We start from the raw sequence: 25034 nt of genomic DNA on the forward strand, positions 1-25034 counted from the left end.
CGGCTATGGAGCTACGTGTCGTACTCCGGCTCACACGTAACGGTAGAAGGCGCGCAGACCGCCACGTAGCTCGGAATAACCACCTTGTGTTGGGCACCTTCATATTCGTAAACAAGCTCTATGCCGCGGCGTGCGGAGCGACCCGACGCGACGACTTCGTACCCGATCTGGAGCTCGATCCAGCGAGACTCGCCTCGCTTCGGCGGTTGAACGATGAGGCCTTCGACGGGAACTGCGCCGGCCGCGTGGGTCAGCGTAGGCGGAAACCCCGGTGCCTCCTGGAACGATCCGACTTTGGAACCCGGTGGCAACATGGCGGGGTTGATTCGCGCCAGAATTCCAATCACACGTACGCTCCCGCCACCCTCCATGAGTGGCCTCGCCGAGATGAGGCGCAACGGCCCGCGCGCCTGTGGCGTCACTGTGATGAGGTTGAGCCCATCGGTGAATGTCGAACCGACGTCTTTAGAGGTCTGCCAGCCGTAAGGCGCTTGGTCCTTGAGTTCGTCACCCGGAGGCTTTGCTCCCGCGCCGTAGTACAACGAGGCGAGAATTGCGATCACACCAAGCACTACAAATGCGACAACGAGCCGGATTGTGTGGCGTGCCCGCCTCGATCGGGCATCAACGGTCGAAGTGCTCGTTTCGTTCAGGGGGTATACCAATCTGATCCCACGAAGGCCATCAGGGGCGGCTTCGTACGCAACGCATCATGGCTGAATCCTTGTGCTTCCAGAAGACTGTGAGGACGGCAAGGAGGAAGAGGAAGCTAGGGCCGGCGAAGACGACCAGACCAAACTCGACGACCGCGCCGCTATTCACCGGCCGAATGTAGATGACTCGCGAGTTCTGGTCCACAGCGTCGAGAGACGCCGGCCGCGTGGGGCACACGGGGGCACAAGACACGGTCAAAGGTTGTCGACCAGCGAGCAATGATGGCAGCCTCAGACGCCCTGTGACCAGCTATGAGACAACGTCTCCGCTGGTGGGCCGAGCGCGGCCCTTAAGTTCCGCTTCAACGTCTGAACGCACTCACGCTGCCGGAGCGGAATCGCGCGCGGTGGTGTCCGGTGTCGGGTCGCCCTCCGGCTTCCGCCGCTTCAACCGGGCCACGCCGACGATGTTCGGACCGACACCCCAGATCAGGAGCACGACGAGCCACTGGGCCCAGTTCGCCGCGCTCATCCGGCCCGAGAGCAGGTGCCGGACCGTGGCGTAGGGGGTGAAGGCCTGCGCGGGCTGGAGGACGTCGACCGCGCCCAGCACGGCCCACGTGCCCAGCGGCAGCACGATGGTGGCGAGGCACGCGACGACAGCGGGCCGCAGCAGCAGGCCCAGCCCGGTCCCCACCAGCTGGGCGACGATCTGCACGAGCACGCCGCCCAGCGTGATGGTGGCGGCGTGCCGCCAGGGGTCCGGGGCGGTGCCCGACGGCGCGAGCGCAAGAGCGGCGGCACACACCAGGACTCCGAAGAGCCCGACAGCGGCCGCCAGGAGCGTCGCCGCCAGCAGGGTCGGGGCGAACCGGCTGGTGCGGGATGCCCGGCGCAGGTCCTGGGCCAGCAGGACGCCGAGGAACGGCACCGTCACGGACATGAGGCTCTGCACCGGATCCGAGAGGGTGGCGAAGGTCAGATCGCCGGGCTGCTCCGCGGCGGCCATCGCCAGGGCGGCCAGCGGGCCCAGCAGCAGAGTGATCGCGATCAGCCACCGCCGGGGCCGCGTCCCGACCGAACGCCGGATCGCATGGAGCGTCGCCCCAGCCAGCTCGGCGGGTTGCTCGTCGATGTCCACGGTGTGCTTCGTCAAGTCCGTGCCCCCGTTCTGCCCTTTCCGTCAGGTTCCCCGGTCCGGACCGATCGGCGCTGTCCCGACCGCGGGATCGTGCTCGAACTGTGGCTGACCCTCGCGGCGTCAGGCCGCGCAGCCGGGGTCGGCGACGGTCTCGGCGATGCGGGTCAGCCAGTGCAGGTCGTTGGCGCGGGATTCCGGACTGGCGCCGGAGTGGAGGATGCTCCGCAGGAAGACGGCGGCGTCGTCGAGGTGCCGTTCGCTGCGGTAGTAGGCCAGCGTGGTCTGGTCCGGTTCCAGCGGCCCGTAGCCCCGGCGGAAGAGTTCGGCGCGACGCGCGTTGATCGGGTGGTCGCCGAAGTCCTGGCTGAAAACGAACATCAGGTCCCGCTCGCGGGGTGCGAGGATCGGCGCGTCCCAGTCCACGACGTGCAGTGGACCGTCGCCGTCGGCGATGAGGTTGCCGGGGTGGATGTCGGCGTGGCACACGACGTGCCGACCGTGCGTCACGCGGGAGGCGAGGTCGTCGACCGTTTCCGACAACCGGTGCAGCGCGGTGCCGTACCGGTCCCAGAAGGCGCCGAGAACCTCGCTCGCGGCGGCCTGCTCGCCGAGGGCACGCAGCCGCTCGCCGGCGCTCGACCGCCAGGCCTCGGCCGGCAGGACCGCGGCGATGTCGGCGCTCGGCGTGACCGCGTGCAGCCGGCCGAGGAACTCGCCGTACTCGATCCACTGGCGGTCGGTGAGGCCGCGGCCCCACAGGCTGCCGCCGTCGTGGAACGGGTAGAGCAGCAGCCGGTGTTCGCCGAACCCCCGACTGATCCCGCCGTCCGGCCGTTCGATCGGCGCGACGACCTGCCGGATGCCCTGGGCGCGGAGGAAACCGGGCAGCAGGACGGCGGCCCGCGTGTACTCGCCGCGGCGCATCTTCAGGAAGTAGCGTTCGCCGTCGGACGTGTCCACCCGGTACGCCCAGGCCTCCCCGTCGAGTCCGACGGGCATGAAGACGAGCTCGGCGATGTCCACGCCCCAGGCGGCGGCCACCTCGGCCGCCAGCAACCGCTCGTCGACATCCGGCTTGTCGATCACAGTCGGAGCGTCGCAGCCGGCCGACCGGCCGGCAAGGCCATTCCTCCGGGCGCCAAGTGTCGGGCGTCGCGGTTAGCCTGCCCGGGTGGCTGAATTCACCGCCGCCGATCTGCGCGGCTCCCGGTTCGAGCACGTCGACCTCAGCGGCTCCGAGCTTCGCGACGTCGACCTGTCCGGCGCCCGGTTCCGTGGCGTCGACCTGCGCGGGGCCACCATGCGCGGCGTCGAGCTGGTCGGCGTCGACATCCACGGTGAGATCGAGAACCTGACGATCAACGGCGTTGACGTCGGGCCGCTGGTCCAGGCCGAGCTGGACCGGCGGCACCCGGACCGGGCCCGGATGCGCCCGACCGACCCGGCCGGCTTCCGCGAGGCGTGGGACGTCCTGGAGCGGCTCTGGGGCGGGACCGTCGAACGCGCCGGCCGGCTGCGGCCCGAGCTGTTGCACGAGTCGGTCGACGGTGAGTGGTCCTTCATCGAGACGCTGCGGCACCTGGTCTTCGCCACCGACGCGTGGATCGGGCGGGCCGTGCTCGGCGACCCGTCGCCGTGGGATCCCCTCGACCTGCCGTGGGACGAGATGCCGGACACCCCGGGTGTGCCGCGCGACCGGGAGGCGCGGCCCGCGCTCGACGCGGTGCTCGCGCTGCGCCGCGACCGGATGTCCACGGTGCGCCAGGTCATCGAGGGGCTGACCCCCGAGTCGCTCGACGGCCACACCGAGCCGGTGGAGGGCCCCGGCTGGCCGCGACCTCGCAGCTACCCGATCCGGGAGTGCCTGCTGGTCGTCCTCAACGAGGAGTGGGAGCACCGGCTCTACGCGGAGCGCGATCTGGCCGTGCTGGAGGCACGCGGGGCGGGTTCAGGCTGAGCCGTTGACCAGCTTGCGGAGTGCGGCGACGGCGGCCCGGTCGCTGACCTCGGCGTAGATCTTCTTGTCCGGGCCGGCCAGGACGACGTACGGGCATGCCTGGTCGTCGCCCGTCATGGCCTTCTCGAGCAGCTTGCGGCCGGTCGACACCTCGTACACCCGAAGGCGCCAGCTCGCCCGCAGCAGCGTCAACGTCAGTGGCTTCGGGTCGTCGTACTTGCAGCGGCGGATCGTCGCGCCGCTGCTGACCCGGTCGAGGCAGGCGACCATCTGCACCCTCCTGGGCGACTCCGGCGCCCAGGTCTGCTCCACCTTCTTCGACAGGCCCTGGGAGAAGTAGTAGGTGCCGTTCTGGTAGCGCAGGCCGGAACCGTCCCCGATGAGCAGCACCAGCGGGTGCGGCGCCTTGCCGGCGCGTTTCGGCGACTGCCGGTAGAAGACGCCGTCGTCGCACACCCGGTTCAGGTCGGAGATCTCCTCGGCCGGGTACTCGCTGGCCTGCGGCCCCTGCTGCACGGGCTCCTCACTGGCCTCGGGTGCGGCGGTCGCGCCGGGGCTGTGACGGGTGGTGGGCGCCGGGGGCGCCTCCCGCGCCGGTGCGGATGCGGTGGTCGTCGCGGAGCGCAGCAGGAGCGCACCGCCGGTCAGGCCGAGGCAGCCCACCAGCAGCACCACGCCCACGATCACGGCGGCGACGACGAAGGTGCGGTTGCGCGGACCGGGCGGCGGCGTCCACGGCGCCGGCGGCTGCGGCCCGAACGGAACCGCCGACGGCGGGTACGGCGGTGGCCCGTGGCCCGAGGGCGGCGGCCCGAGCGGGTGAGCTGCGGAAGGATCGGCTGGTCCGGTGCCCGGCACCGGCTCCATCGCCGGTCCCGCGCCCGATTCGGCCCCCGTGCCGGTCATGCGCAGTTCCTCTTTCGATCGAGGCGAAGCGCGAATGTACCAGGACCGTCAGCCCGGGTGGGGGCGCGTGAGCGGCGCCCGGAGTGCGATCCAGTAACGCCGGGCGGCGCCCAGTTCGGTGTCCCGGATGGCCTCGAGGACCCCACCCTGGCGCTCGATGGTGCGCGCCGAGGCGGTGTTGCCCTCGGCGCAGACGAGCAGCACCCGCTCCAGGCCGAGCCCGCGCGCCTCGTCGAGCATCCGGCCCAGCGCCCAGGTGGCCAGGCCCCGCCGCCGCGCCGACGGCCGGATGCCGTAGCCGATGTGGCCGGCGACCCGCAGCAGGAAGTCGTCGAGTTCGTGCCGCAGCGCGATCCCGCCGAGCACCGTCTCACCTTCGACGATCCACCGGTACGTGCACCGCACCCCGCCCGGTTCCGGCGTCCGGTCCGCCTCGTCGGTCAACCGGCCGACCCAGGCCGCGAACCCGCCCGGGGTGACCACCTCGTCGGCCGGGCGCAGCCCGAAACCGTCCTCGTGGCGGCCGGGACCCCACTCCCGGTGAGCCGCCAGCCAGGCGGAGTGCAGGCGAACGGTGGGCGCGATCAGCGCGGGCATCCGGGAACGATAGCGCCGCCCCGCGACGACCGCCGTGAGCCTGACGCCCGTCTAGTCGGTCCCCTGTGGCGCGAGGATCCGGTCGTGCAGGACGTCCCGGCAGCGCAGCAGCCGCGCGGTGATCTCGTCGAACAGCGCCGGATCGCTCCGGCCCCCGCGCCACACGGCCCGCAGCGCGGCCTGGCCCACGGCCAGCTGGGTCGCGGCCCCCTCGACCAGACTGGCGTAGTCCGCGCGGATCGCCGGCGGGGCGGACCGCGCCGCCGCACGGGCCGCGAGCAGCGGCGCCCCGGCCCGCGCGAAGATCTCGTCGGGGTCCGCCTCACCCGCGCCGAGCCGGGACAGCACATGCTCCAGTTCGGTCGCCGCGACGGTCATCCGACCGACCGCCGCCAGCGTCTCCTCGGCCAGCTTCACCACGCCGCGACCCTACCCCCGACGGCCGGGCCGCGCCTCAGCCCGCGCGCAGGGCGTCGTCCACCCCGGTCTCCCGGCGCCCCAGGTGCACCGGATCCCGGCCGGAGAGGACGTCCACCGTGGCCTTGACGCAGGCCCCGTACTCCCGGGTGGCGCTGACCCGCCAGCGTTGCGCGTACCGCCGGGCGGTGTCGTCGCCCACGCCGTTGGCGGCCACACCGAGGTGCCGGCAGACCGACACGGCCCGGGCCAGGTGGAAGGACTGGGTCACCACGGTCGCCCGCTCCACGCCGAAGACGCGCCGGGCCCGGGCGCAGGAGTCGTAGGTGTCGAAGCCGGCGTGGTCGAGCACCACCTTCTCGGCCGGCACGCCCCGGTCGACGAGCCAGCGCCGCATGGCGTCGGGCTCGTCGTAGTCGTCGTTCATGTGGTCGCCGGAGACCAGGATGACCCGGACCTTACCGGCGGCGAGGAGCCGCTGCGCGATCTCCAGCCGGGCGGCGAGGAACGGCGACGGGGTGCCGTCGGCCTCCACCTTGGTGCCCAGGACCAGGGCGACCGGGGCTTCCGGCACGTCGGCCTCGGTGAACAGGTGGCCCTTCGCGCCGCTGCGGACCCACGCCACGCTGGCCGCGGTGCCGGCGGCCACCAGCGCCGCGCCCGCCACGACCACCACCACGGTACGGCGGATCCGGCGTACCGTCGGTCTGCGGTCGGTGCACCATCCCCTGACCCTCGCGAACAGCCCCCGCATGCGGGCGATTCTGTCAGGCGGCGGCGCCCACCGGGTTCCCGGCGGCAGGAGGAGGACGGCGATGGGGAAGCGGCATCCGGCGCTCGCGCGGCTCGACGTGCTGGTCGGCCGGTGGACGGTGCATCCGGAGGTCGAGGGTCTCGGCGCCGGCTGGACGGAGTTCAGCTGGGTGGAGGAGGGCCGGTTCCTCCGCCAGCACAGCGACGCCGGTCCGCTGCCGGAGACGGCGCCGCTCGCCTGGCGGGAGAACAACCCGCTCCCGACCACCCAGCTGATCGGCCTGGACGACTCGGACCAGGAGTTCGCGGTGCTGTACGCCGACGCCCGCGGCGTGCACCGGGTCTACCGGATGACGTTCGCCGACGGCGTCTGGCGGATGTGGCGGGAGGCGCCCGGCTTCCACCAGCGGTTCATCGGGACGCTGCGGGAGGACGGCACCGCCATCGACGGCCGCTGGGAGCGGTCCGCCGACGGCGCCGACTGGGCGCTCGACTTCAAGCTGTCGTACCGGCGCTGACCCCCCGGTCACCCGGCCGCGCGGGCGAGCACGATCAGCTCTCCGTCGTCGCCGGCGCCGACCGGCTCCCCGGCCCAGCCGCCGAGCACCCGCTCGACGGTGAAGCCGGCCCCGGCGAGGGCGGTCCGCAGCTCCGTCTCGGTGCGGAAGCGCAGCGTGCCCGGGTTGCGCAGCTCCGCGCCGTCGGGCAGCAGGTAGTGGTGCAGGAAGCTCACCAGGCCGTCGCGCACGGCGGTCAGCTCGGTCCAGGCGTCCACCGTCGTGCCGTCCGCCAGGGTGAGCCGGCGGAGCGAGTCGGTGGGGTTCCAGCGTTCCCAGCGCCGGGCGGCCGGGTCGCGGGAGTCGAACGCCAGCCGGCCGCCCTCGACCAGGGCCCGGCGCAGGTGGCGGAGGGTGTCCGCCCACGTCGCATCGTCACGGATCTCCTGCGCCACGTGGCTGGTCAGCACGGCCACGTCGTACGCCGCGTCGGGCAGGTCGGCGGCGGTGCCGGGGACCCAGGTGACCCGGTCGCCGCCGGGTCTGGCCCGGGCGGCGGCGAGCGACGCGACCTCCGGGTCGACGCCGGTGACGCGGTGGCCGGCGGCGGCCAGGGCCAGGGTGAGGCGTCCGGTGCCGCAGCCCAGGTCGAGGACCCGGGCCGGCGTCCGCCCGACGAAGCTCAGGAAGAACTCGTCGTCGCGCCCCCACGCGTTGTCCGCGTCGTAGAGCGCCGGCAGGTCGACGGGCACGTCAGGAGATGTGGTGGAGGATGACGTTGTGCACGTGGTGGCTCTTCTGCGCGCCCCGGAACTCCACCTCGTAGGTGTGCGTGCCGACGTGGATGGCGATGGCCCCGGTGGAGAAGAACGAGCCGCCCCAGGACTTGTTGCTCACCACGCTCACGCTGGTGATCTTCGCATACGGGATGCTGGTGATCGCGTACCGCTTCCCCACGAAGGAGCGGTCCTGGATGACGACCCGCCGGTCGGTCAGGCCGATGAACCCGGTGCCCGCGCCGACCGCGTCGTAGACGGCGATGATCTGCTCGCCGGGCAGGAGCCCGCTCTGGATCTGCTGGAACTGTTCCTTGCGGTCGTACGTCGGATCGGCCATGCCCTCGACGGTAGGTGGGGCTCGCCAGCCGGCCGGCGCTGCGGTGGCCGACGGCGGCAGCCCCCGTCCTCCTGGACGGGGCTGCCGGGGTTCGGGGTCAGTGGTCGACGCGGGGGTCGTGGTCGCGGCTGCGGCTGCCGGCCTTGGCCAGGCCCCGGCTGATCAGGTAACCGACGGTCAGCAGGGTGATGTACCACCAGGCCTTGTCGGCGGCGAAGTAGTCGCCGCCGTTGTTCGCGGCGCCGTCGCCGACGGCGTTCGAGGCGATCAGGACGCCGATGACGGCGAGCAGGTAGACCGCCAGCTCGGTGGTCTTCCACGCCGGCTTGGTCTCCTCACCGTGCCGGTGCGGGTGCCGGACGTCGCGTTCGACGTGGTCGGTGGCCCGGTTGGTGGCGGTGGGGGTCGTCATGGTCAGCTCCTCAAGAGGTTTGGCACGTTCCGTCGCATTCGGGAGCCTTTGCGGTTCCCTGGTGCCGGAAGTCCTACCCTGGAGGATTTAGTTGCTAACAAGAAACTTTCAGGGATCTTTCAGGAGGACGCTCAGAGATCGGTGACCGCGCGGACCGCGTCCTCGATGCGCGCGGCCAGCAGCACCTCGCCCTCGGTGAGCGGTTCGCCGTCGCCGTGACCCACCCTGATCTGGGTGCGGTCGGCCCGGCGGCTGATCTCCGGACGCAGGCGCAGCGCGTCGGCGACCACCGCGACGCGCTCGGTGAGCGCGGCGTGCTGCGTGTCGTCGATGACGAGCGTGCGGCGGATCTGTTCGCCCTCCCGGGTCCAGCCGGACAGCAGGGCGAGCGCGTCGCTGAGGTAGTCGTGCTTCGCCCGGCCGTTGAACAGCACGCGCATCACCGCACCTCCAGGGCGTCGTTCCCGGCTTGTGGCCAAATCGTCGCCATCCCGTGTCCCAGTCGACGCCCTCTAGTCTGTCGTCGCACAGATGGTGTGTCCACGCCCACACTTCCGTGTTCTGCTGACCTGACGGTCGACTCAGCTACCCAAACCGCCGATTGATCTGGCACGCTGGACGCCCGTGCGGACCGAACGGGTTAGCGGGAACGGGCAGGACCGGCGGGAGCCCAGGGTGGTCGTCGGGGCGGCGATCATCGCGGACGGCAGAGTCCTGGCCTGCGCGCGCTCCGCGCCACCGGAGGTGGCCGGGCGCTGGGAGTTCCCCGGCGGCAAGGTGGAGCCGGGGGAGACCGAGACCGAGGCGCTGGCCCGCGAGTGCGCCGAGGAACTCGGCGTCCGGGTGGAGATCGGCGCGCGGGTCGGCCGCGACGTGCGGATGGCCCACGGCCGGTCCGTCCTCCGGGTGTACGTGGCCCGCCTCCTCCACGACGACCAGCCGAAGGCCCTGGAGCACCTGGAGCTGCGCTGGCTCGCGGCCGGCGAGCTCGACACCGTCCCCTGGCTGCCGGCCGACGTGCCGATCGTGGCCGCCCTGCCCCCGCTGCTCGCCGACTCCTGATCGACAGACTCGGACACCGGGCCGGAAACGGGACGGGGGCCGGCGGCATGTGCCGCGGCCCCCGTCGTCGTTGTCAGCGTGCTGCTCAGTGCTTCGGCTCGTCCTGCTGCGGATGGGCGAAGTTCAGGTGCTCCGGGGGCAGCGGGAAGGTCACGTCGTCACCGAACGGCGACGGCGCGGCGGCCCGGTCGAAGGTCAGTTCGGTCAGCGGCAGCTTGCCGTTGACGTCGACCGCGGGAGCGGTCGGGTGCGGCACCTCGCGGTGCCAGTTGACACCCTGCTGCGCCTGCCGTTCGGCCGCCGTGTCGTGCGAGCCGCCCGCGTGCGAGTGCACCCCGCCGTGCGCCGCACCGGCGGTCACGGCGCCACTCGAATGCCCGCTGGTCACGCTGGTCTGAGGCACCTGACCCCTCCGGAAGATCTTGCTACCAAGCCACACAAGGGGATCGTACCTGCGGTCGACGACCCGCTCCTTCATGGGGATGATCCCGTTGTCAGTGATCTTGATGTGCTCGGGGCAGACCTCGGTGCAGCACTTGGTGATGTTGCAGAAGCCGAGGCCCATCTCGGACTGCGCGTACTTCTTGCGGTCGGTCTTCGCGTCGAGCGGGTGCATGTCCAGCTCGGCGGCCCGGATGAAGAACCGGGGACCGGAGAAGGCCGGCTTGTTCTCCTCGTGGTCGCGGATCACGTGGCAGACGTTCTGGCAGAGGAAGCACTCGATGCACTTGCGGAACTCCTGCGAGCGCTCGACGTCGACCTGCTGCATCCGGTAGTCGCCCGGAGCCACGTCGGCCGGCGGCGCGAACGCCGGGGTCTCCCGCGCCTTCTCGTAGTTGAACGAGACGTCGGTGACCAGGTCCCGGATGACCGGGAAGGTGCGCAGCGGGGTGACCGTGACGGTCTCCCCCTCCTCGAAGGTCGACATCCGGGTCATGCAGCTCAGCCGGGGCTTGCCGTTGATCTCCATGGAGCAGGAGCCGCACTTGCCCGCCTTGCAGTTCCACCGGCAGGCCAGGTCCGGCGCGTCGGTGGCCTGGAGGCGGTGGATCACGTCGAGGACGACCTCGCCCTCGTTCACCTCGACGGTGTAGTCGCGCAGTTCGCCGCCGTTCTCGTCGCCCCGCCAGATGCGGAAGGGCCGCTTCGTGCCCGACTTGCCGGTCGCCGGCGTGTTGTCAGTTCCCATTCCTCAGCGCTCCTCCTCGGTGAGGGCGTCGAACTCGGCGAGTTCCTCGTCGGTCAGGTACTTCTCCAGCTCGGCCCGGTCGAACAGGGAGATCAGCTCCGCCCGCATCTTCGGCAGCGGCTTCCGGGTCAGCCGGACCGCGTCGCCGTCCAGCGAGCAGACCAGGTTCACCCGCCGCCACTTCGGGTCCATGGCGGGGTGGTCCTCCCGGGTGTGCCCGCCGCGCGACTCCTGCCGCTCCAGGGCGGCCTTCGCGGTGCACTCCGAGACGACCAGCATGTTGCGCAGGTCGAGAGCCAGGTGCCAGCCCGGGTTGTAGCGCCGGCCGCCGGCCGCGCTCACCTTGGCCACCCGCTCCCGCAGCTCGGCCAGCCGGCTCAGCGCGTCGACCAGCTCACCCTCCCGGCGGATGATCCCGACCAGGTCGCCCATCACCGCCTGAAGGTCCTGCTGGAGGACGTACGGGCTCTCGCCGGTGTCCCGCTGGAGCGGGGCCAGCGCCGTCTCCACCGCGGCCTCCACCGCCGCCACCGCCACCGCGGGGCGGGAGGTGAGCTGGTCGGCGTACGAGGCGGCGTGGCCGCCCGCCCGCTTGCCGAAGACCAGCAGGTCCGACAGTGAGTTGCCGCCGAGCCGGTTGGAGCCGTGCATGCCGCCGGAGACCTCACCGGCGGCGAAGAGCCCGCGCACCGTGCCGTACGCCGCACCGGAGTCCGGGTCCACCTCGACGCCACCCATCACGTAGTGGCAGGTCGGGCCGACCTCCATGGGCTCCTTGGTGATGTCGACGTCGGCCAGCTCCTTGAACTGGTGGTACATCGAGGGCAGCCGGCGGCGGATCTCCTCGGCCGGCAGCCGGGAGGCGATGTCCAGGAAGACGCCCCCGGCCGGCGTGCCCCGACCGGCCTTGACCTCGCTGTTGATGGCGCGGGCGACCTCGTCGCGGGGGAGCAGCTCCGGCGGGCGCCGGTTGTTGTCCGGGTCCTTGTACCAGCGGTCCGCCTCGGCCTCGTTGTCCGCGTACTGCTTGCGGAACACGTCCGGGACGTAGTCGAACATGAACCGCTTGCCCTCGGAGTTCTTGAGGACGCCGCCGTCGCCGCGGACCGACTCGGTGACCAGGATGCCCTTCACCGAGGGCGGCCAGACCATGCCGGTCGGGTGGAACTGGAGGAACTCCATGTTGATCAGCGTCGCCCCGGCGCGCAGCGCGAGGGCGTGACCGTCCCCGGTGTACTCCCAGGAGTTCGAGGTGACCTTGTAGGAGCGACCGACGCCACCGGTGGCCAGGACCACGGCCGGGGCCTCGAAGAGGATGAACTCGCCGGACTCGCGGTAGTAGCCGAACGCGCCGGCGACCCGGTCGCCGTCGAGCAGCAGCTCGGTGATGGTGGTCTCGGAGAAGACCCGGATCCGGGCCTCGTAGTCGCCGTGCTCCCGCTTGTCCTCCTGCTGGAGGGACACGATCTTCTGCTGGAGGGTGCGGATCAGCTCCAGGCCGGTCCGGTCGCCGACGTGCGCCAACCGCGGGTACTCGTGGCCGCCGAAGTTGCGCTGGGAGATCTTCCCGTCCTTGGTCCGGTCGAAGAGCGCCCCGTACGTCTCCAGCTCCCAGATCCGCTGCGGCGACTCCTTCGCGTGCAGCTCGGCCATCCGGAAGTTGTTGAGGAACTTGCCGCCGCGCATGGTGTCCCGGAAGTGCACCTGCCAGTTGTCCCGGGAGTTCACGTTGCCCATGGCGGCCGCGGCGCCGCCCTCGGCCATCACCGTGTGCGCCTTGCCGAACAGCGACTTCGAGATGATCGCGGTCTTCTTGCCGGCCAGTCGGGCCTCGATCGCCGCGCGCAGGCCGGCGCCGCCGGCCCCGATCACGACGACGTCGTAGTGGTGTCGTTCGATTCGCGTCTCAGTCATGTCAGGGGCCTTCAGTTGATGAACCGCAGATCAGGGAACCACTCGGCCGCGACCGCCATGACGTAGAAGTCGGTCAGCGCCAGGGTGCCGAGGGTGATCCAGGCGAGCTGCATGTGCCGGACGTTCAGCCAGGACACCCCGGTCCACGCCCGGTAGCGCAGCGGGTGCTTGGAGAAGTGCTTGAGCCGCCCGCCGATGATGTGCCGGCAGGAGTGGCAGGAGATGGTGTACGCCCAGAGCATCACGACGTTGAGCAGCAGGACGATGTTCCCCAGGCCGAAGCCGAAGCCCTTGGGCGAGTGGAACGCGTAGATCGCGTCGTAGGTGTTGATCAGCGAGATGATCGCGGCGGCGTAGAAGAAGTAGCGGTGCAGGTTCTGGCCGAGCAGCGGGAACCGGGTCTCACCGCCGTACGCCTGGTGCCCGTCCGGCACGGCGCAGGCCGGCGGCGACAGCCAGAACGACCGGTAGTAGGCCTTGCGGTAGTAGTAGCAGGTGAGCCGGAACAGCAGCAGGAACGGCAGGGTCAGCGCCGCGTCCGGGATGATCCACCAGCCGGGCAGGAAGCTGCCGAAGTGCGAGGACCCCTCGACGCACCGCTCGGTGACGCAGGGGGAGTAGAACGGCGTCAGGTAGTGGTACTGGTCCACCCAGTACCACTTGTGCATGAAGACCCGGACCGTCGCGTAGATGACCCAGGCGCTGAGCCCGACGACGGTGATCAGTGGCGCGAGCCACCAGCGGTCCGTTCGCAACGTCTTCGCCGCGATGGCGGCGCGCGCCCGCGCTCCCCGCGGCCTCGTTGCCGTTGATGTCATTCGAGTCGTCTCCCTGACGGCGCCCTCGCGGGGGCGGCGGATCACACCTTCCGTACCGGTCAGCGGACCGGCGAGACCGCGTCCACTGCCACGTCTTGCGCACGCACAGACCGCACCGGCGAACCGGTGCAGCTAAATGACACACGTTACGCCGATCTTCGCGGCCCGGCCGCGCAACGCAGTGTCCCGTGTGTCCGGGAGGTTGGAAAGACCCGCACCAAGATCAATATCTTGGACCGTCAGCCGGACGCGCCGCCGGTGAAGTTCCAGGACGCCAGCCGCAGCGCCGGGGCCTCCCACCAGAAGCCGTCCATCCGGTCCGGCTGGCGGACCGGCACGCGGCCCAGGCCGAGCACCCGGCCCGGGCCCATCGCCCGCGGGTAGGACTCGGTGAACCGGAAGTCGCGCACGGCCCGGGTGGGCACTCCGTCCTCCACCAGCCAGACGCCGTTGCGGGTCAACCCGGTGACCACCAGTTGCTTCGGGTCGAGCACTCGCGTGTACCAGAAGTCGCTGACCAGCAGGCCCCGCGCCATCCCGGCGACCAGGCCGGCGGTGTCCGGGTCGGCCACCGCACCGGTCACCCCGGCGCTGAGCTGCCCGGCGGCCACCTCCGCCGCGCCGCCCGTGGGCAGCAGGCGGAGATTGCGCGGGAGCGGACCGAACGTGGACGCGCCGACCATCCCGTGCCCGGTGGACCCGGTGCCCGCCTCGGCGCCGCTGCGCCGGTCGTGCGCCACCGCCGCCGTGGTGCCCGCCTCGACCAGGGTCAGCGGCCGCCGGGGCGTGCCCTCCAGGTCGTACGGCAGCCCGGAGGCGTGCAGCGGATCGTCCACGAGGGTCACCGCCGGGTCGAACTGGGCCCTGCCCGGCTCGGCGAACGACTGCCGCTCGGCGTGCCGCTTGCCGTTGAAGCCGTACCAGGAGAGGTTCTGCAGGAGGTCGGCCACGGCGGCCGGTTCGAGCACCACCTCGTAGCGCCCCGGAGGCAGCTCGACGGGGTCCGCCGCGGCCCGCGCCTTCGCCGCCGCCCGTGCGCCCAGGGCCGCGCCGTCGAGGTCGGCCAGGCGGTCGGCGGCGTGCCGGGCCACCCCGTCGGCGCCGCCGGTGCGGGCGATGCCGTCCATGGCCGCCTCGACCGACCGCCCCACCGCCGACTGCCCGGCCGAGTTGGCGAACGCGCCGGACCGGTGCGCCGTCCGGCAGTAGCCGGCGGCCTCCAGCCCCTCGACCGCGTCCACGAAGGCGCGTACCCGGGCGGCCCGCTCGTCGGGTGACGCCGCCGCGGTGGCCTCGTCGACGGGCGCGCCGGACGGGACCGGCACCGGCGGGGTGAGCCCCGGCCAGGCCGGGTCGTGCGGCGCGAGCCGGGTCGCGGCCAGGGTCCGCTCGACCAGCGCGGTCAACCCGTCGGGGTCGACCAGACTGCCGCTGCCCGCGGCCGTCCGCCCGTCGGCGTGCAGCCGCAGCCGGACCGCGGTGGCCGACTCGGCGACGTTCTGGTGGATGAACGAGTTGGCGAACCGGGTCAGCGCCAGGTCGGCCCGGGTCACCACCACCTCGGCCTGGGCGTCCGGCCCGGCCAGCCGCCGGACCAGCTCCACGACCCGGCCGGCGAGGTCCAGCTCGCTCATGCCCGCACCCCCACCCGGACGTTGCGGAAGCGGGCCGGTGCGGCCGGATGGCCGGTGTGCCCGGTCTGGCCCGGCTGCCCCTTGCCGCAGTTCGGCGTGCCCCACGGCACGATCTCCGACGAGAGCATGTCCATCGACCGCCAGAAGACCGGCCCGATCCCGGTGTAGGTGGGGTTGCGCAGCATCCGCCCCCGGCGGCCCTTCTTCACCTCCCAGCCGACCTCGCAGCCGAACTGGAAGTTGAGCCGCTTGTCGTCGATGGACCAGGAGCGGTTGAGGTCCATGAGCACTCCGTCGTCGGTGGCCGCGATGATTTCGTCGAGCGTGTGCGGGCCCGGCTCCAGACCCACGTTGGTCATCCGCACCATCGGCAGCCGCGCCCAGCCGTCCGCCCGTACGCTGCCGCCGTAGTCCAGGCCCGCGACGGCGGCCGAGTCCCGGCCGGCGAGCACCCCCACCCAGCGCCCCTCACGGACCGCGTCGCGCTTGACCGCCGGGGAGCCCTCGTCGTCGAAGCCGAAGCTGCCCAACGCGCCGGGGATGGTCGGGTCGATGGTGACGTTCATGAGCTCGGAGCCGTATCGCAGCGCGCCCAGCCGGGTCAGGTCCAGCCAGGACGTGCCGGCGAAGGCGGCCTCCCAGCCGAGGATCCGGTCCAGCTCGATGGCGTGCCCGACCGACTCGTGGATCTGCAGGGCGAGCTGCTCGCCGCCGAGGATCAGGTCGGTCTCGCCGGACGGGCACTCCGGGGCGGTGAGCAGCTCCCGGGACTCCTCGGCGATCCGGGCGGCGTGCGCGGCCAGGTCCAGCGAGGTGACCAGCTCCCACCCCGTGGTGCCGTACTGGCCCCGGTAGCTCGGATAGGAACGACGCTGGGTCTCGCCGTCCCCGATCGAGGTGGCCGAGATGCCGCCGCCGCACTCGCGGATGCGCTGGTCGATGCGGTGCCCCTCGCTGGAGACGAACCACTTGGCGGTGTCCCAGATCTGGTAGAGCCCCTCGGCCAGGTCGGCGCCGTGCTCCCGCATCGTCGCGGTGGCGCGGGCCAGCAGGTCGCCCTTGTCGGACAGCGGCACGCCGAGCGGGTCGACGTCGCAGGCGGAGGCCCAGCTCGCCACCGTCGCCTCGACCGGGACCAGCTCGATGGGCGGCCCCGGGACCCGCGCGCTCGCGGTGGCGATCGCCGCGGCGCGCCGGCCGGCGTCGCGGGCCGCGGCGTCGGACAGCTCGGGTACGGCGTGGAAGCCCCAACTCGACCCGACCAGGGCGCGCACGCCCAGCCCGATGCTCTCGTCCTGGGTGAGCTCCTCGATGTCGCCGTTGCGGGCCGACATCGACTCGTAGCGGCGGTGCATCACCCGGGCGTCCGCGTACCGCGCTCCCGCGTCGAGGGCGGCCTGGACAGCGGCGGTGGCCGCGTCGAACTCGGTCATGCGCCCGACCCTAGGCGACCGGACAGACATCCGTCAGGGGACGAGATCCTCTGGCCGGATCGTCGCCCGGCGGTCATGGTCATCTCCACCTCGTGCCGGCGGGAATCTTCCCCTTGGTCGCCACGGCCATGGTCGCACCTCACGTGCGGCGACGAGGCGGCGTTGCCCAGTCGCAACCATGAATGTCCAGGTGAGGGCTGTTCAGGTTGGAAACTGAGTCGTTACGCTCGGGCCGCTGACAGGCCGCGTTCTGTAGCTTATTTTCGCCTCCAGAAGTTTGTTGTAAGTTCTCTTCGTCACAGAGGGAGGCGGTCATGGGCAGGTCGGAGACAATGCCGTCCGGGGAGCCGGACCGCCCCGAGGTGCCGGAGCAGCGCACCGGCGAGGGTCCCTACCTACAGGTCAAGGACCTGCGGGTGCGGTTCGAGACCGAGGACGGCGTGGTGAAGGCCGTCGACGGGGTCTCGTTCGCCGTCGAGCGCGGTCGCACGCTGGGCATCGTGGGCGAGTCCGGTTCGGGAAAGAGCGTCACGTCGCTGGCGGTCCTCGGCCTGCACAACGCGAAGCGGACCACCATCACCGGGGAGATCTCGGTCGGTGGTCGTCAGCTGGTCGGGCTGCCGGAGGAGGAGGTGCGGCGGCTCCGGGGCCGGGACATGGCGATGATCTTCCAGGACCCGCTGTCGGCGCTGCACCCCTACTACACGGTCGGCAGGCAGATCGCCGAGGCGTACCGGGTGCACCATCCGCGGGCCGGGAAGCGGGAGGCGCGCACCCGGGCCGTGGACATGCTGGGCCGGGTCGGCATCCCGCAGCCGGCGAAGCGGTTCGACCAGTACCCGCACGAGTTCTCCGGTGGCATGCGGCAGCGGGCGATGATCGCCATGGCCCTGGTCAACGACCCGGACCTGCTGATCGCCGACGAGCCCACCACCGCGCTGGACGTGACGGTGCAGGCACAGATCCTGGACCTGCTCAGCGACCTCCAGGACGAGTTCCGGTCGGCGATCATCCTGATCACCCACGACCTGGGCGTGGTCAGCCAGGTGGCCGACGACGTCCTCGTCATGTACGGGGGCCGGGCCGTCGAGCACGGCAGCGTGGAGCAGGTGCTGCGGCGGCCGCAGCATCCGTACACCTGGGGGTTGTTGTCGAGCGTGCCCTCGCTGCACGGTGACGCGGACGCGGACCTCGTGCCGATCAAGGGCAACCCGCCCTCGTTGATCAACCTGCCGTCGGGGTGCGCGTTCCACCCGCGCTGCCGTTACGCGGACCGCAACGGCGACCGCTCCCGCACGGAGGTGCCCGAGCTCCGGGCGGCCGGGGAGGCGGGCCACCTGGTCGCCTGCCACCTGCCGGCCGAGGAGCGCACCCGGCTCTACCAGCAGGACATCGCCCAGGTGGGAGTGGCCCGATGAGCACCGAGACCGAGCCGCTGCTGCGCGTGCGGGGGCTGACCAAGCACTTCCCGGTGCGCGAGGGCTTCCGCGCCAGGGGCGCCGTCCGGGCGGTCGACGGACTGGACTTCGACGTGCGGCCGGGGGAGACCCTGGGCCTGGTCGGGGAGTCCGGGTGCGGGAAGACCACGACCGGGCGGATGCTGGTGCGGCTGCTGGAGCCCACCTCCGGCACCATCGAGTTCGCGGGGCGGGACATCACCCACGCCCGTCGTGGCGCGCTGCGGCCGCTGCGGCAGGACCTCCAGATCATCTTCCAGGACCCCTACGCGTCGCTGAACCCCCGGCACACCGTCGGGCGGATCGTGGCCATGCCGTTGCAGGTCAACGGCATCAACCCGCCGGGCGGCATCCGGAAGCGCGTGCAGGAGCTGCTGGAACTGGTCGGGTTGAACCCGGAGCACTACAACCGCTACCCGCACGAGTTCTCCGGCGGGCAGCGCCAGCGCATCGGCATCGCCCGCGCCCTCGCGCTGCGCCCGAAGCTCATCGTCGCCGACGAACCCGTCTCGGCTCTGGACGTCTCGATCCAGGCCCAGGTCATCAACCTGCTGCGGGACCTGCAACGCGACCTGGACCTGGCGTTCGTCTTCATCGCCCACGACCTCGCCGTGGTGCGGCACTTCTGCCACCGGGTCGCCGTCATGTACCTCGGCAAGATCGTCGAGATCGGTGACCGGGACGAGATCTACCAACGGCCGCAGCACCCGTACACCCGGGCCCTGCTGTCGGCCATCCCCGACGTCACGGCGCTCGGGCCGGCCGGGCGGATCCGGCTCACCGGCGACGTGCCCACCCCGCTCAACCCGCCCTCGGGCTGCCGCTTCCGCACCCGCTGCTGGAAGGCGCAGGAGCGGTGCGCCACCGAGGAGCCGGCGCTGGTCCCCCGGGACGGCGGCAACCAGGCCACCGCCTGCCACTTCCCGGAGACGGGAACGATCAGCCAGGGCGCCGGACCGGCCGCCGTGACCGCCGAGGAGGTGTCGAAATGAGCCTGTCCCCGGTCGAGGGCGTGGCGCTTGCCGAGATCGAGTCCACCGGTGAGGGCCCCGAGGAGAAGGGTCTCGTCGGGCGCTCACCCGGCCAACTGGTCTGGAGCCGGCTGCGCCGGGACCGCACCGCCCTGGTCAGCGGCATCGTGCTGGCCGTGTTCATCGTGGCGGCGATCGCGGCGCCGCTGCTGCAGCGGCTCTACGGCATGTCGCCGAGCCAGCAGTTCGGTGACCTGCTGGACTCCACCGGCATGCCGCTCGGCTACGTGGGCGGGGTGAGCGGCGACCACTGGTTCGGGCTGGAACCCGGCCTGGGCCGGGACATCTTCATCCGGATGATCTACGGCATCCGCACCTCGCTGCTGATCGCGCTGGGAGCCGCGGTCGTCACCACGGCGATCGGGGTGGTCCTGGGCATCGTCGCGGGTTACCTGGGCGGCGTGGTCGACTCGGTGATCATGTGGGTCACCGACGTCGCGCTGGCCATGCCGTTCCTCATCTTCGCGCTGGCCGTGGTCCCGACGTTCTCCCTGCGGTTCTACGGCCCCCGGGACGCGGTGCCCACCTGGTTCGCGGTGACCACGTTGATCGTGGTGTTCGCCGCGTTCGGCTGGACCGGCACGGCGCGGCTCGTCCGTGGACAGGTGGTGTCGCTGCGCGAGCGGGAGTTCGTCGAGGCGGCCCGGGCCAGCGGCGCCGGACTCGGCCACATGCTCTTCCGGCAGCTGCTGCCGAACATCTGGGCGCCCATCCTGGTCGCGTTCTCCCTGGCGGTGCCGTCGTACGTCACCGGTGAGGCGGCGCTGTCCTTCCTCGGCGTCGGGCTGCCCGAGTCGGTCCCGAGCTTCGGCCGGATGATCTACCGCAGCATCGACTACCTGCAGACCGACCCGGCGTACGTCTTCTTCCCGGGCATCACCATCTTCGCGCTCGTGCTGGCGTTCAACCTCTTCGGTGACGCACTGCGCGACGCGCTCGATCCGAAGTCGTCACGGTAAGGGGTTCGGCGCCATGGTCCGGTTCCTGCTGAAGCGGTTGCTGCTGGCGGTCTCGGTGCTGCTCGCGGTGAGCATCGTCAGCTTCCTCATGTTCTTCGCGCTGCCCCGCGACCCGGTCACCGGCATGTGCCCGAAGAACTGCAACGCCGAGCGCCTGGAGCGGGTGCGGACGGAGCTGGGTCTCAACGACCCGAAGCCGACGCAGTACGCCAACTACATGAAGGGCATCTTCGTCGGCCGCGACCTGGGCAGCGCGCAGGGCGGCAAGTGCGAGGCGCCCTGCCTCGGCTACTCGTACGTCAACAGCGAGGCGGTGCGCGACACCTTCGCCCGGGTGCTGCCGGTGACGTTGAACATCGTGCTCCCGGCGGCGGTGCTCTGGCTCGCCCTCGGGGTGGGGCTCGGGATGATATCGGCGCTGCGGCGGGGCTCGCTGCTCGACCGCGTCTCGATCGGGCTCACGCTCACCTTCGCCTCGTTGCAGCTCTACTTCGTCGGCGCCGTGCTGTTGCTGATCTTCGTGTACTCGTTGAAGATCCTGCCGACGCCGCGGTACGTGCCCTTCCTCGACAACCCGGTCGAGTGGGCGCGCGGGCTGGTGCTGGCCTGGGTGACGCTGGCCCTGCTGTTCTCCGCGATCTACGCCCGGCTGTCCCGGGCGCAGATGCTGGAGACGCTCTCCGAGGACTTCGTCCGGACCGCCCGGGCCAAGGGCGTGGCGAAGCGGAAGGTCTACGGGCGGCACGCGTTGCGGGCGGCGATCACGCCGATCGTGACGATCGCCGGTCTGGACGTGGGCGCGGCGCTCGGTGGCACGGTCATCACCGAGACGACGTTCGGCATCCACGGGCTGGGGCGTACCGCCGTGGAGGCGGTCCGCCAGGGCGACCTGCCGACCATCATGGCCACCGTGCTGGTCTCCGCGCTCTTCGTGGTCGTCGCGAACATCGTGGTCGACCTGCTCTACGCGTTCATCGATCCGCGGGTGCGCCTCGGCTGAGCTCCGTGTCGCAGTCGATTCGTTATCTGCTCGAAATTTACCGCGGATGAAAGCTAAGCGAAGCTTTCCTTCATCGGACCCGGAGGAGTGAGTATGCGAGCAAGACTCGCCACCGCCATGGGCGGTGCGATGGCACTGGTGGTCGCACTCAGTGCATGCAGCAAGAACACCGGCGACAACAGCGACAGCGTGGACACCAACAAGCCGCGTAGCGGCGCCATCGCGACCGACCCCAAGGACTCGCTCGGCCCGGCGGCGGAGGTGCCCGGCGCGGCCAAGGGCGGGACCTTCTACATCCTGCGCGAGAACAAGATCTCCCACCTGGACCCGCAGCGGGTCTACTCGTTTGCCGGCCTCATGGGGAGCCAGCTCTACGCCCGCTTCCTCACCACCTTCAAGGACGACGGCAAGGGCAACGTGACCCTGGTCGGCGACCTGGCCGAGACCCCCGGCAAGAACGTCAACAACGACTGCAAGGTCTGGGAATTCAAGATCAAGCAGGGCGTCAAGTTCGAGGACGGCCGTCCGATCACCTCCAAGGAGATCGCGTACGGCATCGCCCGCTCGTTCGACCCCGACCTGACCGGTGGCCCGACCTACCTGCAGGAGTGGCTGGCCGACAGCCCGCAGTACGACACCAAGTGGAACTTCAAGGCCAACAAGACCTCGCTGCCGCCGGGCCTGAGCACCCCGGACGCGCAGACGCTGCGCTTCGAGTTCAACAAGCCGCGCTGTGACCTGCCGTTCGCCGTGTCGCTGCCGGCCACCGCGCCGCTGCCGCCGGACAAGGACACCGGCGTCAACCTGGACAACCAGCCGTTCTCGTCCGGGCCCTACAAGTTCACCAAGCACACGCCCGGCGTGGAGATGGTGCTCGAGCGCAACGAGAACTGGGACCCGACGACCGACCCGGTGCGGCACGCGTACCCGGACAAGTTCGTCTGGACCCTCGGCGCGGACAACGCCACCCAGACCAACCGGGTGCTCGCCGGCACCGGCAACGACGCCGCCGCGGTGGCGACCGGCGGCGTGCCGTCGGAGCTGATCGCGAAGGTCACCGGCGACGCCAAGCTCAAGGAGCGGATGATCGTCGCCGCCACGCCGAACGCCTACCGGCTGAGCATCAACACGACGCGGGTCACCGACCTGTCCGTGCGGCAGGCGATCAACTACGCGATCGACCGCAGCAGCATCACCAAGAACCTCGGCGGCCCCTACGGCGCCGTGCCGCTGACCACGCTGCTGCCGCCCACCACGCTCGGCTACAAGCAGTTCGACGCGTACCCGGCGGGCGAGAGCGGCAACCCGGACAAGGCGAAGGAGCTGCTCGCCGGCAAGTCGGTGAACCTGGTGCTCGGCACCTCCGACGACACCCCGTCGCAGGAGACCGCCACCCAGGTCAAGAACGCCCTGGAGAAGGCCGGCTTCACCGTCACCATCAAGCCGATCCCCGAGGACGGTTACCTCGACTTCGTGAAGAAGAAGAGCAACCCGTGGGACATCTGGGTCGACTCGTGGGCGGCGGACTGGCCCAGCGGGGCGTCGATCCTGCCGGTGCTCTTCGACGGCCGCAACATCAAGGCCGAGGGCAACAGCAACACCTCGCAGCTGAACAACCAGGCCATCAACGCCGAGTTCGACCGGGTGCTCGCCGAGGACCCGGCCAAGCAGGCCGAGGAGTGGAGCGCCCTGGACGAGAAGCTCATGAAGGAGTCGGCGCCGGCGGTGCCGCTGTACAACGAGGTCGTCTCCGTCGCGCACGGTGAGAAGGCCGGCGGCCTCTTCATCGGCAGCATCTTCGGCTGGCCCAGCTTCGTGAACGCCTACGTGAAGCAGTAACCCCAAGCTCGCAAGCAGGGGCCCCTTCTTAACGCCTGGCGTTAAGAAGGGGCCCCTGCTCTACCCCAGGCGTTAACAGGGGGCCCTTCCTTACAGGTGCCGGCGAAGGAAGTCCAGCTCCAGCCGGAGCAGGCGTTCGGCCACGCCGCCGGCGGCCATGTGGCTGGCCCCGGTGAGCGGCAGCACCGCGTGCGGCCGGCCGGCGCCCAGCAGCGCCGCCGAGAGCCGCAGCGTGTGCGCGGCCAGCACGTTGTCGTCGACCAGGCCGTGCACCAGCAGCATGGGCCGGGCCTGCGCCGGGTCGCCGACCGGCTCGGCGGCCAGCTCGACCAGCGAGTGGTGGGCGTAGACATCCATCCCGTCGTCCGGCATCCCCAGGTAGCGCTCGGTGTACGCGGTGTCGTACAGCGTCCAGTCGGTGACCGGGGCGCCGACGATCGCGCACCGGAACAGCTCCGGGTGGCGCAGCACCGCCAGCCCGGCCAGCCAGCCGCCGAACGACCAGCCACGCACCGCCACCCGTTCCAGGTCCAGGTCCGGGTGCTTGCCGGCCAGCGCGGTCAGCGCGTCCACCTGGTCGGTCAGGATCACGTCGGCCACCCGCCGGTGGATCGCCTTCTCGAAGGAGGGGGCGATGCCGGGCGTGCCCCGGTTGTCGATGGTCACCACGGCGAAGCCCTGCTCGGCCCACCACTGCCGTTCCAGCCAGGCCCCCCGCGCCGCGATCACCTCCTGGTGGCCCGGGCCGCCGTAGATGTCCAGCAGCACCGGCAGCTTCGTGCCCTTCACGTGCTCGCCCGGGTAGAGCACCGCGCTCGGCAGCCGCCGGTCGGTCACCCGGACCAGCGTCGGCCGCGGCGCGTACGGCGGGGTCGCGGCCCGCGACGCCAGCTCACCCACCTCGCGGTCGCCGTGCCAGACCCGCCAGCGGGTGCCCGGGTGTTCCAGCGAGGCCACCCCCACGGCCAGGGTGTTGCCGCCGATCGCGGCGGTGTGCCAGCCGGGGTCGCTGCCCATCCGGCGGGCGTCCACCCCACCCCCGATCGCCGTGCGCACGCGGTAGAGGTGGCGCTGGCTCGGCTCGCCCTCGCTCGCCTCGACCAGCAGGTCCGCCGCCGAGTTCGGCCCGGCCGGCAGCCGGCCCACCACCCGCCGCACGTAGAGCGAGGGCGGCGTGAGCAGGGTGCCGTCGGCGAACAGGCAGCGGGCGTCGTACCCGTCGTGGGCCAGCTCGCCGCCGACCAGCACCCGCCCGTCGGGCAGGTGCGCCGGGGTGCCCGGGATCGGCTCCACCCAGCGCGGGTCGGCCAGCTCGGCGTGCACCTGCGTCTCGCCGGTGCGCGGGTCGACCGCCAGCACCAGCCCGTGCTGCTGGGACCGGCGCAGCACGGTGATCAGCGGGCCGCCGTCCGCCCAGTCGACCGAGGTCAGGTACGGGTAGGTCTCCCGGTCCCAGTGCACGTCGACCCAGCCGCCGTCGAGGTCCAGCAGGTGCAGGCTGACCTCCGCGTTCGGCCCACCGGCCCGGGGGTACGCCACGGACGTCGGCGGGCTCGCCGGGTCGGACGGGTCGTGCAGGTGCCAGCGGTCCAGCCGGGACTCGTCGACCCGCGCGGCCAGCACCGAGCGCCCGTCCGGGGACCACCAGTAGCCCCGGAACCGGCCGAACTCCTCCGCCGCGATGTGCTCGGCCAGCCCCCAGGTCACCCCGCTGTCCTCGCCGGCCAGCAGGTTGTCGGTGCCGTCCGGCTCGACCACCCGCAACTGGCCGCGGCGCACCCCCTCGGCCGCGTCGGTGACGTAGGCCAGCCGTTCGCCGGTCGGGTCCGGACGCGGGTCGATCACCGGGCCGACGGCGGCCACCTCGACCACGTCGCCGTGCACCAGGTCGGCCCGGAACAGCCGGCCGGCCAGCGCGAACGCGGCCACCCGGCCGGCGCCGTCCAGGGCGTACGAGCCGATGCCGGCGGCGCTGAGGCGTAGCCGCTCGCGCAGTGCCCGTTCGCCCGGCGCCAGCGCGGCCGGTTCGCCGTCCGCGCCGAGCAGCACCGCCGGGTCGGCGACGAGGTGCTCCTCGCCGGTGGCGACGTCGAGCAGCCAGAGCGCGTCGGCCGGGTCCTCCGGTCCCGACGAGCGCAGGAAGACGACCCGGGAGCCGTCGTCGGCGACGGAAACGGAGCGCGGCGCCCCGTGGCTGAACCGACGGGTGCGGGCGGCCAGCTCGGGAAAGTCCACGCCTGTAGAGAGTA

At 71.6% G+C, this 25034-nt stretch carries 25 protein-coding genes; 8 read left to right on the forward strand and 17 right to left on the reverse strand.

Annotated elements, in window-relative coordinates; genetic code table 11:
* Nucleotides 1-11 precede the first annotated feature (11 nt).
* The 3 genes from RMN56_RS16125 to RMN56_RS16135 form a co-directional block, all read right to left on the reverse strand.
* Entirely contained in the window at nt 12-563 is a 552-nt protein-coding gene (locus tag RMN56_RS16125) for a hypothetical protein (RefSeq protein ID WP_313724537.1), read from the reverse strand.
* A gap of 469 nt (nt 564-1032) precedes the next feature.
* Complete coding sequence (locus tag RMN56_RS16130; RefSeq protein ID WP_313724538.1) at nt 1033-1809, reverse strand: hypothetical protein; 777 nt, start codon at nt 1807-1809, stop codon at nt 1033-1035.
* A gap of 105 nt (nt 1810-1914) precedes the next feature.
* Nucleotides 1915-2880 (reverse strand): phosphotransferase enzyme family protein, encoded by a 966-nt coding sequence (locus RMN56_RS16135; RefSeq protein WP_313724539.1) that lies wholly within the window; start codon nt 2878-2880, stop codon nt 1915-1917.
* 85 nt (nt 2881-2965) lie between these two features.
* Between RMN56_RS16135 and RMN56_RS16140 the strand changes: the two genes are divergently transcribed.
* Nucleotides 2966-3751, forward strand: coding sequence for a pentapeptide repeat-containing protein (locus RMN56_RS16140; RefSeq protein WP_313724540.1), 786 nt, complete (start codon nt 2966-2968; stop codon nt 3749-3751).
* Here the strand turns inward: RMN56_RS16140 and RMN56_RS16145 are convergent.
* Genes RMN56_RS16145 through RMN56_RS16160 form a run of 4 tightly spaced genes read right to left on the reverse strand, consistent with a single transcriptional unit; the run spans nt 3743 to nt 6425 of the window.
* Nucleotides 3743-4657 (reverse strand): hypothetical protein, encoded by a 915-nt coding sequence (locus tag RMN56_RS16145; RefSeq protein ID WP_313724541.1) that lies wholly within the window; start codon nt 4655-4657, stop codon nt 3743-3745. The two genes, RMN56_RS16140 and RMN56_RS16145, sit on opposite strands and share 9 nt — an antisense overlap.
* A gap of 48 nt (nt 4658-4705) precedes the next feature.
* Nucleotides 4706-5254, reverse strand: coding sequence for a GNAT family N-acetyltransferase (locus RMN56_RS16150; protein WP_313724542.1), 549 nt, complete (start codon nt 5252-5254; stop codon nt 4706-4708).
* 51 nt (nt 5255-5305) lie between these two features.
* Nucleotides 5306-5674 carry a hypothetical protein gene (locus tag RMN56_RS16155; protein ID WP_313724543.1) on the reverse strand — a complete coding sequence of 123 codons (369 nt, stop codon included), beginning with the start codon at nt 5672-5674 and terminating at the stop codon, nt 5306-5308.
* Between the two features lie 34 nt (nt 5675-5708).
* Nucleotides 5709-6425 (reverse strand): SanA/YdcF family protein, encoded by a 717-nt coding sequence (locus RMN56_RS16160; protein ID WP_313724544.1) that lies wholly within the window; start codon nt 6423-6425, stop codon nt 5709-5711.
* A 61-nt stretch (nt 6426-6486) separates the two neighbouring features.
* Here RMN56_RS16160 and RMN56_RS16165 point away from each other — a divergent pair, with 61 nt between their 5' ends.
* Nucleotides 6487-6942, forward strand: a complete 456-nt coding sequence (locus RMN56_RS16165; RefSeq protein WP_313724545.1) for a hypothetical protein — start codon at nt 6487-6489, stop codon at nt 6940-6942.
* Nucleotides 6943-6950: 8 nt separating this feature from the next.
* Here RMN56_RS16165 and RMN56_RS16170 read toward each other — a convergent pair whose 3' ends face one another.
* From RMN56_RS16170 to RMN56_RS16185, 4 genes are all read right to left on the reverse strand, one after another.
* Nucleotides 6951-7673: a class I SAM-dependent methyltransferase gene (locus RMN56_RS16170; protein WP_313724546.1), complete on the reverse strand. Its 723-nt coding sequence runs from the start codon at nt 7671-7673 to the stop codon at nt 6951-6953.
* A 1-nt stretch (nt 7674) separates the two neighbouring features.
* Nucleotides 7675-8037, reverse strand: coding sequence for a PH domain-containing protein (locus tag RMN56_RS16175; protein ID WP_313724547.1), 363 nt, complete (start codon nt 8035-8037; stop codon nt 7675-7677).
* A 97-nt stretch (nt 8038-8134) separates the two neighbouring features.
* Nucleotides 8135-8449 (reverse strand): hypothetical protein, encoded by a 315-nt coding sequence (locus RMN56_RS16180; RefSeq protein WP_262283890.1) that lies wholly within the window; start codon nt 8447-8449, stop codon nt 8135-8137.
* Between the two features lie 131 nt (nt 8450-8580).
* Nucleotides 8581-8889, reverse strand: coding sequence for a 4a-hydroxytetrahydrobiopterin dehydratase (locus RMN56_RS16185; RefSeq protein WP_151462084.1), 309 nt, complete (start codon nt 8887-8889; stop codon nt 8581-8583).
* A gap of 184 nt (nt 8890-9073) precedes the next feature.
* Here RMN56_RS16185 and RMN56_RS16190 point away from each other — a divergent pair, with 184 nt between their 5' ends.
* On the forward strand, nt 9074-9511 hold the full coding sequence (locus RMN56_RS16190) for a (deoxy)nucleoside triphosphate pyrophosphohydrolase (RefSeq protein ID WP_313724548.1): 438 nt from the start codon (nt 9074-9076) through the stop codon (nt 9509-9511).
* Nucleotides 9512-9596: 85 nt separating this feature from the next.
* Here RMN56_RS16190 and RMN56_RS16195 read toward each other — a convergent pair whose 3' ends face one another.
* From RMN56_RS16195 to RMN56_RS16215, 5 genes are all read right to left on the reverse strand, one after another.
* Nucleotides 9597-10700: a succinate dehydrogenase/fumarate reductase iron-sulfur subunit gene (locus RMN56_RS16195; protein ID WP_313724549.1), complete on the reverse strand. Its 1104-nt coding sequence runs from the start codon at nt 10698-10700 to the stop codon at nt 9597-9599.
* A 3-nt stretch (nt 10701-10703) separates the two neighbouring features.
* Nucleotides 10704-12614 (reverse strand): fumarate reductase/succinate dehydrogenase flavoprotein subunit, encoded by a 1911-nt coding sequence (locus RMN56_RS16200; protein ID WP_313724550.1) that lies wholly within the window; start codon nt 12612-12614, stop codon nt 10704-10706.
* An 11-nt stretch (nt 12615-12625) separates the two neighbouring features.
* Entirely contained in the window at nt 12626-13432 is an 807-nt protein-coding gene (sdhC, locus tag RMN56_RS16205) for a succinate dehydrogenase subunit SdhC (RefSeq protein ID WP_313724551.1), read from the reverse strand.
* A gap of 239 nt (nt 13433-13671) precedes the next feature.
* Nucleotides 13672-15066: a TldD/PmbA family protein gene (locus tag RMN56_RS16210; protein WP_313724552.1), complete on the reverse strand. Its 1395-nt coding sequence runs from the start codon at nt 15064-15066 to the stop codon at nt 13672-13674.
* The gene (locus tag RMN56_RS16215) at nt 15063-16499 is read right to left on the reverse strand and encodes a TldD/PmbA family protein (RefSeq protein ID WP_313724553.1); all 1437 of its coding nucleotides are present in this window, start codon (nt 16497-16499) and stop codon (nt 15063-15065) included. Before RMN56_RS16215 ends, RMN56_RS16210 begins: the two co-directional genes overlap by 4 nt.
* 314 nt (nt 16500-16813) lie before the next feature.
* On the opposite strand from RMN56_RS16215, the gene RMN56_RS16220 reads away from it, so the two are divergent.
* The 5 genes from RMN56_RS16220 to RMN56_RS16240 all read left to right on the forward strand — a co-directional run bounded on the left by RMN56_RS16220 (nt 16814) and on the right by RMN56_RS16240 (nt 22785).
* A complete protein-coding gene (locus tag RMN56_RS16220) occupies nt 16814-17917 on the forward strand; it encodes an ABC transporter ATP-binding protein (protein WP_313724554.1) in 1104 nt (367 codons plus the stop codon).
* On the forward strand, nt 17914-18948 hold the full coding sequence (locus RMN56_RS16225) for an ABC transporter ATP-binding protein (protein WP_313724555.1): 1035 nt from the start codon (nt 17914-17916) through the stop codon (nt 18946-18948). Before RMN56_RS16220 ends, RMN56_RS16225 begins: the two co-directional genes overlap by 4 nt.
* On the forward strand, nt 18945-19946 hold the full coding sequence (locus RMN56_RS16230) for an ABC transporter permease (protein ID WP_313724556.1): 1002 nt from the start codon (nt 18945-18947) through the stop codon (nt 19944-19946). The genes RMN56_RS16225 and RMN56_RS16230 overlap by 4 nt, the downstream gene beginning before the upstream one ends.
* 13 nt (nt 19947-19959) lie before the next feature.
* Entirely contained in the window at nt 19960-20946 is a 987-nt protein-coding gene (locus RMN56_RS16235; RefSeq protein WP_313724557.1) for an ABC transporter permease, read from the forward strand.
* Nucleotides 20947-21039: 93 nt separating this feature from the next.
* Complete coding sequence (locus tag RMN56_RS16240; protein WP_313724558.1) at nt 21040-22785, forward strand: ABC transporter substrate-binding protein; 1746 nt, start codon at nt 21040-21042, stop codon at nt 22783-22785.
* A gap of 90 nt (nt 22786-22875) precedes the next feature.
* Here RMN56_RS16240 and RMN56_RS16245 read toward each other — a convergent pair whose 3' ends face one another.
* Nucleotides 22876-25020, reverse strand: coding sequence for a prolyl oligopeptidase family serine peptidase (locus tag RMN56_RS16245; RefSeq protein WP_313724559.1), 2145 nt, complete (start codon nt 25018-25020; stop codon nt 22876-22878).
* Between the last annotated feature and the right edge of the window lie 14 nt (nt 25021-25034).

Source organism: Micromonospora halotolerans, assembly GCF_032108445.1.
Lineage (GTDB): Bacteria > Actinomycetota > Actinomycetes > Mycobacteriales > Micromonosporaceae > Micromonospora > Micromonospora halotolerans.

Bases quoted from the DNA above. Each gene is read 5' to 3' on its own strand.
- RMN56_RS16145 (WP_313724541.1), bottom strand. From the start codon at position 4,657: ATGACCGGCACGGGGGCCGAATCGGGCGCGGGACCGGCGATGGAGCCG.
- RMN56_RS16150 (WP_313724542.1), bottom strand. From the start codon at position 5,254: ATGCCCGCGCTGATCGCGCCCACCGTTCGCCTGCACTCCGCCTGGCTG.
- RMN56_RS16160 (WP_313724544.1), bottom strand. From the start codon at position 6,425: ATGCGGGGGCTGTTCGCGAGGGTCAGGGGATGGTGCACCGACCGCAGA.
- RMN56_RS16165 (WP_313724545.1), top strand. From the start codon at position 6,487: ATGGGGAAGCGGCATCCGGCGCTCGCGCGGCTCGACGTGCTGGTCGGC.
- RMN56_RS16175 (WP_313724547.1), bottom strand. From the start codon at position 8,037: ATGGCCGATCCGACGTACGACCGCAAGGAACAGTTCCAGCAGATCCAG.
- RMN56_RS16180 (WP_262283890.1), bottom strand. From the start codon at position 8,449: ATGACGACCCCCACCGCCACCAACCGGGCCACCGACCACGTCGAACGC.
- RMN56_RS16185 (WP_151462084.1), bottom strand. From the start codon at position 8,889: ATGCGCGTGCTGTTCAACGGCCGGGCGAAGCACGACTACCTCAGCGAC.
- RMN56_RS16195 (WP_313724549.1), bottom strand. From the start codon at position 10,700: ATGGGAACTGACAACACGCCGGCGACCGGCAAGTCGGGCACGAAGCGG.
- RMN56_RS16200 (WP_313724550.1), bottom strand. From the start codon at position 12,614: ATGACTGAGACGCGAATCGAACGACACCACTACGACGTCGTCGTGATC.
- sdhC (WP_313724551.1), bottom strand. From the start codon at position 13,432: ATGACATCAACGGCAACGAGGCCGCGGGGAGCGCGGGCGCGCGCCGCC.
- RMN56_RS16210 (WP_313724552.1), bottom strand. From the start codon at position 15,066: ATGAGCGAGCTGGACCTCGCCGGCCGGGTCGTGGAGCTGGTCCGGCGG.
- RMN56_RS16215 (WP_313724553.1), bottom strand. From the start codon at position 16,499: ATGACCGAGTTCGACGCGGCCACCGCCGCTGTCCAGGCCGCCCTCGAC.
- RMN56_RS16220 (WP_313724554.1), top strand. From the start codon at position 16,814: ATGGGCAGGTCGGAGACAATGCCGTCCGGGGAGCCGGACCGCCCCGAG.
- RMN56_RS16225 (WP_313724555.1), top strand. From the start codon at position 17,914: ATGAGCACCGAGACCGAGCCGCTGCTGCGCGTGCGGGGGCTGACCAAG.
- RMN56_RS16230 (WP_313724556.1), top strand. From the start codon at position 18,945: ATGAGCCTGTCCCCGGTCGAGGGCGTGGCGCTTGCCGAGATCGAGTCC.
- RMN56_RS16235 (WP_313724557.1), top strand. From the start codon at position 19,960: ATGGTCCGGTTCCTGCTGAAGCGGTTGCTGCTGGCGGTCTCGGTGCTG.
- RMN56_RS16240 (WP_313724558.1), top strand. From the start codon at position 21,040: ATGCGAGCAAGACTCGCCACCGCCATGGGCGGTGCGATGGCACTGGTG.